This is a genomic window from Pseudoxanthomonas sp., assembly GCF_035999195.1.
In the GTDB taxonomy this organism is placed as follows: domain Bacteria; phylum Pseudomonadota; class Gammaproteobacteria; order Xanthomonadales; family Xanthomonadaceae; genus Pseudoxanthomonas_A.
The window spans coordinates 894,275-907,620 of sequence record NZ_DASYGY010000009.1 but is presented as its reverse complement, the minus strand read 5'-3'; the positions used below and the strand labels follow the sequence as shown (position 1 = coordinate 907,620).

The following is a 13,346-nucleotide window of genomic DNA, read 5'->3' as shown; positions in this document are numbered from 1 at the left end:
GGCATCGAGGCGGGGATGACGGATGGACGTGAGGGTGAACGTGCCGGCGTGGCCGCACTCGACGGGCGGACATGGACGGCGCGCGACGCACCCGTCGCGCATGACACTGCCAAGGGAGCGGGCAAGGTGAGGGATGTGGTCATGCTGCCGGCGTTCTTCGGGCCGGACGAGCGCCGCCTGTTCGGGGTTGGCCACCTTCCGGTCGGTGGCGCACGCGCCGCGTTGCTGATGTGTCCGCCGTTGCTGCACGAGCACATGCGCAGCTACCGGTTCTTCTCGCAGATGGCCGCGCAACTGGCGGGAGCGGGGATCGCCTGCCTGCGTTTCGATTACTACGGCACGGGAGATTCGGGCGGCGACGACGGCCAGTTCCAGCCCGATTCGACCGCGCGTGATCTGGTGCTGGCCGCCGCAGAACTGCGTCGTCTGGCGCAGGGCATTCCGCTGATCGTCATGGCGGCAAGGGCATCGGCGCTGTTCGCCTGGCGCGATGCCGGCGCGCTCGGCGCCAGTGCCCTGTGGTTGTGGCAGCCGGTGGTCGACGGTGCCCGCTACGTCCAGTCGCTGCTCGCACGCGACGCGCGCGAGCGCGGGTCGAAGCACCGCTATCCGCTGTTGAAGGGCCGTGCGCCGGCGCTGCAGGACGACCTGATGGGCTTCCGCCTGTCGCCGGGTGCGCAGCAGGCCCTCGCGGCGCTGACGCTCGCCGGTCCTGGCCCGGAGGTGCCGGTATCGGTGGTGGATACCGCCGACGGCGAAGGCCATGCGCTGGAAAGCGATGCGCGCTTCCGGTTGCCGGCCTCGCTGTCGGCATGGACGGACGAGGTCGACCTGGACGGACTGATCCCGCTGCGCGATGCGCGCGATGCGCTGGAGGGGTTGCTCGCAGGCCTGGCGAAAGGAGGTGCCCGTGGATGAAGTGGTCGCGCTGGATGGAGGACGCGGGTTCGGCCTGCTGACGCGCTCGAAAGGTGCGCCGAAGGGGCGTGCGGTCGTGCTGTTCAATGCCGGGCTCATCCACCGGATGGGCCCGTTCCGCCTGCACGTGCACCTGGCGCGGCGCCTCGCCGAGCAGGGCCTGCACGTGTTCCGCTTCGACATGCCACGCATCGGCGATGCGCCGGCCGGCACCCACCCCGATGCGGAGTCCGTCGTGCGCGAAGCGCTGGATGCGGTCCAGGCGAGTACCGGCGCGCGCAGCTTCATCGTCGGTGGCATCTGCAGCGCCGCCGACCAGGGCTGGCGCATGGCCGTGGCCGACACGCGCGTGGACGGTGTGCTGCTGCTGGACGGCATGGCGGTGCAGGGGCCGTGGTTCCGCATCGGCCAACTGCGGCTGATGCTCGCGCGCTCGCCCCTGCGGTGGCCGGGCATGCTGCTGCGCCTGCTGCGTGCCAAGCCGGACGATGCGCCGGGCCTGAGCGACTTCCGCGACTGGCCGGAACACGGGCAGTTCCTCGCGCAGGCGGGCCAACTGCTCGAGCGTGGCGTGAGGATCCTCGCGTTCTACACCGGCGGCGTTTCGTATTACCTGCTGCATCCCCGCCAGATCGACGCGACCTTCGGCCGGTACCGGCGCGATCCGCGACTCGAAGTGGAGTTCTGGCCGCAGCTCGACCACATCCTGTTCTCGGCAAGCGACCGTGCCCGCGTGATCGACCGGATCGGCGCATGGGCCGTGGCGCCATGAAGGTCCGCACGCCGCTTTACGCGACGACGCGCGGGAAACCCCTGCGGGTGGTGCTGGTGGGGCCGGCGCGCGTGCCGCGATGGGTCTCGTGCGCCTTCGAACTGGCGCGGGATCGCGACGACGTCACCCTGCTGGCCGTGTCGGCCGACCTGCGACCGGAACCGTCGCGGCGACGGCTGCCTTTCGCGCTGTTCCCGTTCTTCTGGCTGGAGCGCACCTTGCTGCGCCTGTTCCTGCGCATGCGTGGACGGCCGCTGGAAGGGCCGCTGGCGCAGACCGGGCTGCCGGAGGACGTGCATGCGCCCGCTGACGAGACGCGTGCCGCAGGCCGCCAGCGCGACGCGGTCTGCGCGCGCGTGGCCGCCCTGCAGCCCGACCTGGTGCTCTGCATCGGGCCGGAGGACTGGGCCACCGCGCTGGCCAGACTGGCCCCCCATGGCTGCTGGCTGCTCGACGGCGACCTGGTCGATCCGGTACGCGCCGGAGCCGCCCTGCTGTCGCCGATCCTGGAAGAGCAGGACGCCACGCCGATCACGCTGGAGTTGCGTCCCGCCGATGCGTCCCTGCCGCCGACGGTGCTGGCCGGCAGTTGGGGCGCGACGCGCGCGGTCTCCTTCAGCCAGCATCGCGACATGGCGTTCCTGAAGCTGCCGGCGTTGCTCCTGCGCGCCATCCGCAACCTGCCGGACGAGGGAAGTGCCTCGATGAAACGCCTGCAGGTGGGTCCGGAACCCATCCGATGGAGCATGGCCATGTGCCTCCATGCGGCCTGGATCGCGTTGCGGCTGCTGCTGCAGTCCGGCACGCGGCGACGCGCCACCCATCAGCCGTGGTACCTGCTGTTGCCGGATGTCGACTCGCCGGTGGATCCGGCCGCGCCGCGCGTGGAGGGCTGGCGCGCGCTGGTGGCGCCGGGCAGGAACTACTGGGCCGATCCTTTCCTGGTCGAAGAGCAGGATCGCCGCCTGCTGTTCGTCGAGGAGTTCGTCGATGCGCGCAACCAGGGCGTGATCGCGTGCCTGCAGTTGCTGGACGACGGCAGCGCGGTCAACCTGGGGACGGTGCTGGACGAACCGTTCCATCTTTCCTATCCGCAGGTCTTCCGCTGGGACGATGCGTGGTACATGACGGTGGAATCGTTCGAGGCGGACCGCGTCAGCCTTTACCGCGCAACGGATTTCCCGCGGGGGTGGGTGAGGACGGCGGACCTGCTGGAGGGCTGCGCCTGCGTCGATCCCACGCTGCACCACCACGAGGGGCGGTGGTACCTGTTCGGCAATGTCTCGGAAAGCGGCGGCAATCCGTCCGACGAACTGTTCCTCTTCGTCGCCGATGCGCTGGAAGGGCCTTACCGGCCGCATCCGGCCAACCCGCTGCTGGCGGATGTGCGCAGTGCGCGTCCCGCCGGGCAGCTGTTCCGCCGGCATGGCAGGCTCTATCGCCCCGCCCAGTGCTGCGCGCCCGTGTACGGCGCGGCGGTCGTGTTCAACGAGGTGCTGGGGCTGGACGCGACCCACTATCGGGAAAGGCAGGTCGCTCGGCTCGACCCGACCTGGATGGAAGGGCAGGACGGGTGCCACACCTTCAATGCCGCCGGGCGATGGCAGGTGCTGGATGTCCATGGCGTCCCGCCCGGGGCGGAAAAGCGGATATCCGTGGTGGATCATCCGGACGCCGCGTCTCCGCGCCTGCCGGCCCAGGTGGAACGGATGGCCCAGCAGTCCCGCCTGGGACTGCTCTGGAGCGCGTCGCTCTGGCCCTGGTATCTGTAAGGCCCCTGCCGAAACAGAAAGGCCGGAAAGACGCGTGGTCTTTCCGGCCCGGGTGATCTCATGCGGCAATGGGTGGCCGCAGGCGACTCACTTGTCGGCGTCGAGCTCCCACTCCTGATCGATCCAGTAGACCAGCGGCAGCGAACGCAACGCCGTGCTGAGTCTGGGGCTGGTGGTCCTCAACCCGGCCATGGCACGCCGTGTCGCGGCCTTGACGCGTCGTGCCGCGCGCGCGGCGACGCTCGTGCCGGTGGCGGCAACGCCGTCGGTCGCCGTCGTGCCCGAGGATTCGGTGGCGCTGCCGGTGGTCGCCGGCTCGACCACCGCGACCGGCCGGCTGCCGGACGAGGTGGTGCCCGGGTTCACCAGCGGCGGCAGGGTGCCGCCGGTCACGCGCCCACCGCTGGTGGGCGGCGGCGTGGTGGTGCCGCCCGGCAATGCCGATGACGGGATGTGGACGATGTAGGTGTCGATGTTGTTGGCATCGTTCACCCCCCAGTTGCTGTTGAAGGCGATGCGGGTGAAGTCGCGGCTCACGGTGGCGTGCGGTTCGGACCAATAGCCGCCGGCGGACTCCGCGCGACGGGTATAGGCCAGCGCATACACGCGCGGATTGGCCTTCAACTCCACCGCATAGATCTTGTTGGTGAACCAGGGGCGGCTACCGTCGCGCGACGCCGAGCTCGCGTACGTGCTCCACACCATCCAGCCGGGCTTGTTGAAGCCCTTGCCGGAGAAATGCATCGCAGCCGTTGCGCCGTTGACATAGCTGGGGAACAGCACCGTGCGCGGGCACACCGGAGCGCTCGTCGCACTGGCGGCCACGGCCGGACAGGCGTCGACGTCGGTGAAGAAGACATCGCCCGCGGAGCTCTGGTAGTCGACCGAGACGTAGTAGTCCTGGCTGGCCGGACCGAAGGCCATGTCCGAGTGCTCGCTCTTGGCGTGTAGCTTCTTCTTCTGGCTGAAATCGCGCGACCAGGCCCAGGTGCCGGTGGTATCGGACGAGGTGATGTACCAGCGGCCCGACGCCGACATGCTGGAGTGGTCGGGACGGCTGCTGTCCTGGCGGCTGCCGACCAGGCGGTTTTCCTGCATGTCCCACACGATGTAGCCCAGCAGCCCGAAGTTGCTGTCCTCGACCTGGAACCCCCAGTAGCGGGCATCGGCCGACGGCGAGCCTTCGGACTTGGTCCAGACGTGCGCGGCCGAGGAGGCCCACGACGGCAGCTTGCCGTTGAAATCGGCCGCCACGCTGTGCGTATTGGTGCGCACGTCGAGCGACAGCACGCGCATGCCGCCGTTGGTGGGCAGGTAGTAGAGGATGTTCGGGTTGGTCGGATGCCACTGCGGCTCGGCATCGCCGGCCATGTGGTAGGCGGACGACACGTTGGCGTTGGCCACCTTCGGCGACAGCGCGCGCAGATGCTTCAGCGTGTTGGCGTCGTAGAGGTGCCACCAGCCATCGTTCGAGTAGACGATGAAGTACGTGTTGTCGGCGTTGAACGCCTGCCGGCGCGAATAGTCGTTGCGGGCGAACGTGCTGGGCGGCTCGGCCGCGTGGTCCGTGGCGCGGACCAGGCAGGTGTTGAAGTTCGGCTCCTTCAGCACGGCGCCCTTGGCGGGCTTGGCCAGCGTGGGCATCGTCGGGTTGACCTTGCCCTCGGCCAGGGTGAAGCCCGAGCCGTAGAAGGAATTGCAGACGCCGAGCGACTGGGCGTGGGCGGCGGGAGCGAGCAGTCCCAGGGGGACCAGGACCAGGCCCAGCAGGGAACGGGGGGAGAAAATGCGGGATGCAGTCATCTAGAACGGCTCCTGTCGGCCGTTGTGTATCTGAAAACGAGGACCCCCTGTCCGGATGCCAGTCTATACGACGTTATGCACGGGGCTGCCGATTGGTTCACGGATTGACCAATCACGTTCTGCCGGATTCAAACCGGATTCACGCTTTCGGCATGTTTTCGCGCGGCGTACAGCGGAGCAACAGGGTCGTGAAGATGTCTTCACGCAGTCCCGATGCGCGATCGATTCCGACGCCGTGCCGTACCGTCGCCCCCGAGCGCGCGTAAGGGTGATGGGCCGCACATGTCACATTTGCCTATACTCAAGGTCGGGATGGGCAGAAAGGCCACCAGGGGGCCTTCTTGGCGACGGATGTGCGAGGGGACGGACTGGCGCGCGAGGGCGCTGACGGGGGGCAGGGCGGCGCACGTTTTCCCCTGACCGATGCGCAGGCCGAAAAATGGTTGGGGGGTCGTTACAGCGCCGATGCGACGCTGGCGTTCGGCGAGGCGTTCGAGCTTTCGCTCGAGGGGCCGCTGGATGGCGACCGTTTCGAGCGTGCCGTGGCGGCCGTCGTGGCGCGCCACCAGGCATTGGCGGTCGCGTTCTCGCGCGATGGCACCGAACAGATCCACCATCCGCATGCCGGGGTCCGGCTGCAGCGCGAGGATCTCTCTCACCTTGACGATCCGATGGCGGCCTACCGCGAGGCGTGCAGGCGTTGGCGCGCCACACCGTTCGACACCGCCGTCGCGCCGCTGGTGCGGGGCGTGCTGTATCGGCTGGGGCCGGATCACCATCGCCTGTTCATGGCGGCCCACCATCTGGTCATGGATGGATGGTCGATGCGGGTGGTGCTCAAGGACCTGATGGACCATTACAACGCGACGACGCCGGAGGCGGTCGCGAAGATCCCCGCCGCCGATGCATGGCGCGATTTCGTGCTTGCCGAGCGGGCCCGCCGCGACGGGCCGGAGGGCGCCCGCAGCCTCGCGTACTGGCGCAGCCGCTTTGCGACGCTGCCCGACCCCTTGCGCCTGCCGACCGATCGGCCGCGCGCGGCGCGGATCAGCTTCGACGCGGCCAGCTTCACCCTGGCAATGCCGGCAGCCCGATGGCAGCAGCTGCGCGAGCAGGCACGCAGGACGAAGACGACCCGGTTCGTCCTGCTGCTGACCGCCTACTTCGCCCTGTTGCAACGGCTGACGGGCCAGACCGATCTGGTCTGCGGCATCCCGTTCGCCGGCGCGGCGCGTGGCGGCGGCGCGCGCGTGGTCGGGGACACGGACAACACGTTGCCGCTGCGCGTGGAGGTGGACCCGGCCGCGTCGCTCGCCGTCCTGGCCGCCCAGGTGCAACAGCGCCTGGACGAAGCGGCCGACCACCAGGACATCTCGCTGGGCCGCATCGTGGATGCGCTGCAGGTGCCGAGGCAGGCCGGGCGCATGCTGTTGCTCGAATCCATCCTGACGCTGGTGCCGTCGCTGGAGAAGCTGCGCATGGACGGCGTCCGCTGCGAGGTGAACGTGCTGCCGCGCGCTGCCGCGGCGTGGGAGCTCGGGTTCTACTGGCGACCGGTCCCGACGGGGCTGGTGCTGGAAGTGCAGTACCAGACCGCGCTCTACGACGAGCGCACGATCCGCGACTGGGCGAACCTCTACCTGCGGCTGCTGGAGCACCTCGCGGAAGACGGCCAGGCCGCCATCCGCGACCTGGACCTCGGCGCATCCCGGGTGGACGACACCTTCGCGCTGACCTGCGAAGCGGGGCCCCGCGACGGCGACGCGCCGTCGCTGGTGGCGATGCTGGAGCGCGCCTTCGCCGAGCACGGGCCGCGGCGGGCGGCGGCATGCGGCGGGAGCGCGATCGACTACGCCACGCTGGCGCGGCGCTCCCGTGCGGCGGCGGCCGGCCTGCGGGCGCGGGGCGTGGAACGGGGTGACCTGGTCGGCATCGCGCTGCCCAGGTCGCTGGACATGCTGGTGGCCGTCATCGCGGTGCTGCGTGCCGGCGCGGCCTACGTGCCGCTCGATCTGGCGTTTCCCGCGCAGCGCCTGCTGCACATGGCGGACCACGCCAGGCTGTCCTGCCTCCTGGTGACCGACGGCGTCGCATTGCCCGAGGGACTTGCCGATGGCAGGTCATTGCTGACGCTGGCGGCACTGGAGGCGGGCGACGTCGAGGCGCCACTGCCCGACATCGCGGCGGGCGACCTCGCCTACGTGCTGTACACCTCCGGTTCCACCGGCGAACCGAAAGGCGTGCGCATCCTGCACGGCAACCTGGTCAATTTCCTGTGCTCGATGCGGGAGGCGCCCGGCTGCTCGCGGGACGATGCGATCTGCTCCGCCACCACGCTGTCCTTCGACATCGCCGCGCTGGAGCTGTATCTGCCGCTGATCTGCGGCGCGCAGGTGGTGATTGCGGACGACGCCGAACATCGCGACCCCGAGGCGCTGTGCCGCCTGATCGAGCGCCACCGCTGCACGATGTTCCAGACCACGCCGTCGTTGATGGCGTTGCTGCAGGAAGTCGGCCGCACGCAGGTGCTGGCGCCGCTGCGCCTGCTGGTGGGCGGCGAAGCCCTGCCGCTGCCGCTCGCACGCGCGCTGCACGGGCAGTGCCGCGAACTCTGGAACATGTACGGCCCCACCGAGACCACGGTGTGGTCGAGCATCCACCGCATCGACGGCACCGAGCGGGCGGTGCCGCTGGGGCAGCCGATCGCGCGCACCCGGTTCTACCTGCTCGACGACCGCATGCGGCCGGCCCTGCCGCATGCGCTGGGCGAGATCTGGATCGGCGGTGCCGGCGTGGCCGATGGTTACCTGCATCGCCCCGACCTGAGCGCCGAACGGTTCGTGCCGGATCCGTTCGCTGCGGATGGCTCCCGCATGTACCGCACCGGCGACCTGGGCCGGCTGCACGCGGGCCAGCTGCATTTCCACGGTCGGGCGGACGAGCAGATCAAGCTGCGCGGCTATCGCATCGAGCCGGGCGACATCGAGGCGGCGGCCGCCGGCGATCCGGAGGTCGCCGAGTGCGTGGCCGTGGTCGACACGCTCGCGGGGGGCGACCAGGTGCTGGTGCTGTACGTGGGAAGCGGTTCGGCGCCGGCAGCGCTGTCGCCGCGATTGCGCACGCAGCTGGCCGCGGCGCTGCCGGCGTACATGCGCCCGCAGTACATCGAAGTGCTGCCTCGCCTGCCGAAGACGCCGAACGGCAAGATCGACCGCCGTGCCCTGCCGTCCCCGACCCTGGATGCGCCGACGGTGGCGCGCCGCCGCACGCCGCCGCGTTCGGCCCTGGAGCACGAGCTGCACGATCTGTGGGGTCGCCTGTTGCAGCGCGACGGCATCGGTATCGACGACGATTTCTTCGCGCTCGGCGGCTACTCGCTGCTCGCGGTGCGCATGTTCAACCAGCTCCACCAGCGGCACGGCGTGGACCTGCCGTTGGCGACGCTGATCGCGCATCCCACCATCGCCGCGCTGGCCCAGGCCATCGAGGCGGCCCGGGAAGCCGGCGCGCGCAACCGCACCGGGGCGCCGGATCAGCGCTCCTGGCAGCCGCTGGTGCCGCTGCGGGCAGGCGCCGGACTGGCGCCGCTGTTCCTGATGCACGCCGTGGGCGGCAACGTGTTGAATTACCTTCCGCTGCTCGACGCACTGGATCCTCGGCAGCCGGTATTCGGGGTGCAGGCCGGCGGCCTGGATGGTGTGGCCGCGCCGCTCGACCGCATCGAGGCGATGGCCGATGGCTACGCGGCCGCCATCGAGGACGCCTGCCCGGTCGGCGCGGTGCTGCTGGCCGGCGGATCGATGGGGGGCGTGCTGGCGCTGGAAACGGCACGACGCCTGCGCGCGGCCGGCCGTGAGGTCGCCCTGCTGGCGATGTTCGACACGTTCGGTCCGGGCGCGCCGGAGCAGCGGCGCCGCTGGCATTGGCCGCTGGTGCGGGACGCGTTGCGTCATCTGCCGTGGCGGGAACTGGCGCGGCGGTTGCGCGTGCGGCTCTGGGATGCGCCGTGCGCGGCCTGGCGGCGCAGGCGCGACGCCGATGCCCCGCTGCCGCAGCAGGTGCGCCTGCTGCGCGTCGAACGGGCCAACCATCGCGCACTCGCGGCGTACCGGCCCGAACGCTATGAAGGCGACCTGGTCCTGTTCCGCACGCCGCTGCGGACCCCGCACGAGGACGCCTCGCTGGGCTGGCGCGACTGGGTCGCGGGAGACCTCCGCATCCACTTCGTGCCCGGCCATCACCACGATTTCATCGACCAGCCCCTGCTGGCGCAGCGTTTCGCCGCCTGTGTCGCCGACCTGCAGGCGGCGCAGCGATGACCTGACAGCGCCCCGTTCGACGTTGCTCTGAAGATGCCCTTCACCGCCTTGCCCGTGCTTCGCGCTCCCGTCCGGTCCGGACCGTCCCTGCCATGACCCATCCCGACGGCACGGGCACGCCCCGCAAGCGCGGGGTCGGCGCGCACTACCTGCGCTATTCGTCGGCCAGCGTCCTGGTGATGCTGGCGGGCCTGGTGTCGTTTCCGCTGCTGACGCGGCTGCTCGACAACACGCAGTACGGCATCCTCGGCTACTACGAAACGTGGCTGATGATCGGGGTCGCCGTCGCCAAGCTGGGTGCGCAGCACGCCATCCTGCGCTTCTATCCCTACCAGGACGAGACGCGCGCGCTGCCGGGTTTCGCCACCAACATGTTCCTGCTGCCGCTGCTGGTGTCGTGCGGCATCTGGGCCGCCGGCATCACCGTGTTCGCCTGCGTGGACTGGTTCGGCGGCGCGTCGTTCTCGCCGGTGCTGTGGATGGCGGTGATGACGATCCCGCTGCAGGTGTTCGTCAGCCTGGTGCAGATGGTGCTGCGTGCCGGCGAACACTCCGGCGTGCTGATGGTCACCCGGGTCGCCTGGCGCTGGCTGGAGCTGGTGCTGATGGTCGGTGCGGTGGCGTGGCTCGAGCGCACGGCGGTCGCCGCATACGGCGGCAAGATGCTCGCCGCGGGCATCGTCGTTGTGTTCTACGTGTACTGGGTGAAGCGGAACCTGACCTTCTCGCGCCAGCTGGACTGGTCGCAGATGCGCAAGACGCTGGGCTATGGCATGCCGCTGGTGGTGAACGAGATCGCCACCGTGCTGCTGATCTCGATCGGCCGGCTGATGCTGAAGGGCATGACGGGCGATTTCGCGGACGTCGGCATCTTCACCATCGGCTACTCGCTCGCGCTGCAGGTCAGCATGCTGATGAGCACGGCGCTGTCCGAGTCCTTCATTCCGGTCGCCAACCGCAGTTGGGAAACCGGCGGCGCGCAGGCGGTGCGCGCGCTGAAGGCCAAGGTACTGTTCCCGATGACCTACGCCTCGGTCGGCATCGCGGTCGCCATCGCCTGCGTCGGCAGCGAGGCGGTCCAGGCGATCAGTGGCGCCGACAAGACCGCGTCCGGCCCCGTGTTCGCCTGGCTGGGTGCGCTGTACGCGCTGTATCCGCTGCTGGAGATCGGCGGTTACGGCCTGCTGTTGCACAAGCGTTCGCGGACCGTGCTGTACATGACGCTCGCCGCCACGGCGCTGAACACACTGCTGAGCCTGTGGTTGATCCCGCGATACGGATACATGGGGGCGACGTGGGCAGCGGTAGGCAGCTTCGCGGCCCTGGGTATCGGGTTGTACGCGTTGTGTCCGCGCGACCTGCGCTATCGCCCCGACCTGCGCGCCTGGAGCGTGGCGGGCGGTGCGGGGCTGGCGTTCGTGCTGGCGGTGGAGGGCAGCGGCCTGTTCGGCCTGGTGTCGCCCTGGACGCGCCTGTTCGCTGCCGGCGGCCTGTGGGCCGTGCTGTACGTGGTGCCGGTACTGGCGCTGGATGCACGCCTGCGCGATCTTGTACGCCATTGGCGGACGCGGAGCGCGGCATGAGCGAGGCGATGCAGGGAGCCTGTCCCTGATGTGGTGGCTGTCCCCCCTTTCCTGGTTGTTGATCGCCCTGGTGGCGGTGGTCCTGTCGCTGTGGTGGTACCCGCGCATGCGGCCGGTGCGCGTTGTCGGCGCCCTCGTGATCGTGGTGTCGTTCGTGGCGATGACGCCGTGGGTGGCCAACCTGCTGGTGTGGTCGCTGGAAGGGCGGGTGGCATCGTCCGCCGACTGCCGTGCGCGATCGCCGACGGTCGCGGTGGTGCTCGCCGGCGGCGTGGACCGCAAGGCGCACGATCCGCAGAACTTCAGCGTGCTGACCCAGGCCAGCCGGCGGCGCGCGGAAGCGGCGGCACGGTGGTGGCGCGAGATGCCGGGTCGGCAGCTGGTGCTGTCCGGTGGCAGCGGGTGGTCGGCCAGTCCGCCGGAAGCGCAGCTGATGGCCGCCTATCTGCGCGCGATGGGCGTGCCGGCCGACGCCATGCGGCTGGAAACCCACTCGCGCACCACCTGGGAGAACGCGCGCCAGCTGGCGGCGATGAGGCCTGCGCTGCCACGCCGCGTGGTGCTGGTGACGTCCGCGCTGCACATGCCGCGTGCGCACTTCTCGCTGCGCAGCGCGGGTTTCCAGGCCTGCCCCCTGCCTGCCGACGAGCGTTACGTCGCCTACCGGCACATGGGATTCCTGGTGCCCGACAGTGGCGGCCTGGCCAAGACCGAGGCCGCCCTGCACGAATGGGTGGGGCTGCTGGCCTATCGCCTGTACGACCGCGACGCCGCGCTGCCGGCGCAGGACGGCACGTTCCCCGACCAGGCCCGGTGACTCAGTCCTCGTCCTTGCCGTAACGTCGGGGCGCCATGCGGGCCGCAAGCGGGAAGCGGGTGCCGATGCCCTGCATCGCCGGCGCCGGAAGTCGACCCGTCGCCGTGCCCGGAGCGGGTCCGGCGCCCGGTACGCGCGCGCGCCGCTTCAGCGCGAAGTAGTGCTCCATCAGGCCGCACAGCGCCCAGAAATTGGCCATCACCGCGCCCTCGAAGAACGGGCTGCCGTAGACGTTGCCCAGTGCCGTGGAGATGGCCAGCAGGATGAAGCCCAGCGACAGCGCCTTGCCTTCGGCATCGCTGGCCGGGACCGAGCGCGTGAAGCGCACGCCCATCCACAGGACGCGCCACAGCAGGAACAGCAGCGCCAGCAGGCCGAGCGGACCGCATTCGGCCAGCATCAGGAAATAGATGCTGTGGGCGTCGTAGCCGGCATAGCGCGGCACGTAGTTGCCGATGTGCTGCTTGAAGCGGTTGAGGCCGACACCGATGGGGTGTTCCGTCCACATCTGCATCGCGCCGCCCCATATCTCGAAGCGGCTGGCGGTACTGACGTCGAGCTGCTCCTCGCCCACCGAATCCTGCTGTTCGGTCTCGGCCACGCGCTGGGTCACGCTTTCGGGCAGCAGGCCGATCGCCGGCACCATCAGCACCGCGATGGCGACGGCCAGCACCACGTTGCGGCGGACCAGCAGCAGGGCGAAGGCCACCAGCGCGATGAGGTACGACTGGCGCGAGTAGGTCGCCATGATCGCGACGACCATGGTCGCGCAGCCGCCGATCGCGGCCAGGCGCCAGAACTTCTGCTTGCGGAAGAACAGCGCCATCGCGATGAACATCGGCAGGAACATGGCGTAGAACACGCCCGCGCGGTTGGCCGTCGAGTAGTCCACGCCGAACGGACCGGAAGCGCGCCGCGATTCGTTGTAGTTGCCGAAGCCGTAGTCCAGGCCCTCGCGGATCGCTTCCAGGCCGGCGATGGCGGCGACGATCATCACGAAGATGATCAGCTGCCGCGTTCCCTTCTCATCCTGTCCGCAACGGCGGTACACGAAGTAGAGCAGGGGATAGAAGATCAGGTTCTTGAGGTAGGTGAAGTCCTCCATGAAGTCGCGCGGCATGGTGGCCTGCGCGATCACGAAGGCGATCGTCAGTGCGGCGAACAGCAGCAGCAGGGCCGGCGTCAGGTAGCCGCGGGGCTCCAGCGGCGCGTGGCGCCGTCCGGCCATCAGCAGTGCGCCCACCACCACGATGAAGATGATGTTGGCGAGGTTCAGCCCCGGTATCCCGGTCTCGACCGAGAAGTGCAGCATGTTGGGCATGTACAGCAACGGGAGCGCGAGCAGCAGCCGCATCAACATGG

8 protein-coding genes are annotated in these 13,346 nt (G+C 69.7%); 6 read left to right on the top strand and 2 right to left on the bottom strand.

From position 1 onward, the window contains the following. The first annotated feature begins 15 nt into the window (after positions 1-15). Genes VGN58_RS11375 through VGN58_RS11365 form a run of 3 tightly spaced genes read left to right on the top strand, consistent with a single transcriptional unit; the run spans position 16 to position 3,462 of the window. A complete protein-coding gene (locus tag VGN58_RS11375; protein WP_327483340.1) occupies positions 16-918 on the top strand; it encodes a hypothetical protein in 903 nt (300 codons plus the stop codon). Then, complete coding sequence (locus VGN58_RS11370; RefSeq protein ID WP_327483339.1) at positions 911-1,690, top strand: hypothetical protein; 780 nt, start codon at positions 911-913, stop codon at positions 1,688-1,690. Before VGN58_RS11375 ends, VGN58_RS11370 begins: the two co-directional genes overlap by 8 nt. Further along, positions 1,672-3,462, top strand: coding sequence for a glucosamine inositolphosphorylceramide transferase family protein (locus VGN58_RS11365; RefSeq protein ID WP_327483338.1), 1,791 nt, complete (start codon positions 1,672-1,674; stop codon positions 3,460-3,462). The genes VGN58_RS11370 and VGN58_RS11365 overlap by 19 nt, the downstream gene beginning before the upstream one ends. A gap of 87 nt (positions 3,463-3,549) precedes the next feature. Here the strand turns inward: VGN58_RS11365 and VGN58_RS11360 are convergent, their stop codons facing one another. Continuing rightward, positions 3,550-5,265, bottom strand: coding sequence for a hypothetical protein (locus tag VGN58_RS11360; RefSeq protein WP_327483337.1), 1,716 nt, complete (start codon positions 5,263-5,265; stop codon positions 3,550-3,552). 353 nt (positions 5,266-5,618) lie between these two features. Between VGN58_RS11360 and VGN58_RS11355 the strand changes: the two genes are divergently transcribed. The 3 genes from VGN58_RS11355 to VGN58_RS11345 all read left to right on the top strand — a co-directional run bounded on the left by VGN58_RS11355 (position 5,619) and on the right by VGN58_RS11345 (position 11,984). Further along, on the top strand, positions 5,619-9,584 hold the full coding sequence (locus VGN58_RS11355; RefSeq protein ID WP_327484638.1) for an amino acid adenylation domain-containing protein: 3,966 nt from the start codon (positions 5,619-5,621) through the stop codon (positions 9,582-9,584). Positions 9,585-9,676: 92 nt separating this feature from the next. Then, a complete protein-coding gene (locus tag VGN58_RS11350) occupies positions 9,677-11,167 on the top strand; it encodes a lipopolysaccharide biosynthesis protein (protein WP_327483336.1) in 1,491 nt (496 codons plus the stop codon). A 28-nt stretch (positions 11,168-11,195) separates the two neighbouring features. After that, complete coding sequence (locus VGN58_RS11345) at positions 11,196-11,984, top strand: YdcF family protein (protein ID WP_327483335.1); 789 nt, start codon at positions 11,196-11,198, stop codon at positions 11,982-11,984. Between the two features lies 1 nt (position 11,985). Here VGN58_RS11345 and VGN58_RS11340 read toward each other — a convergent pair whose 3' ends face one another. Continuing rightward, a complete protein-coding gene (locus VGN58_RS11340) occupies positions 11,986-13,344 on the bottom strand; it encodes an O-antigen ligase family protein (RefSeq protein ID WP_327483334.1) in 1,359 nt (452 codons plus the stop codon). Positions 13,345-13,346: the final 2 nt, after the last annotated feature.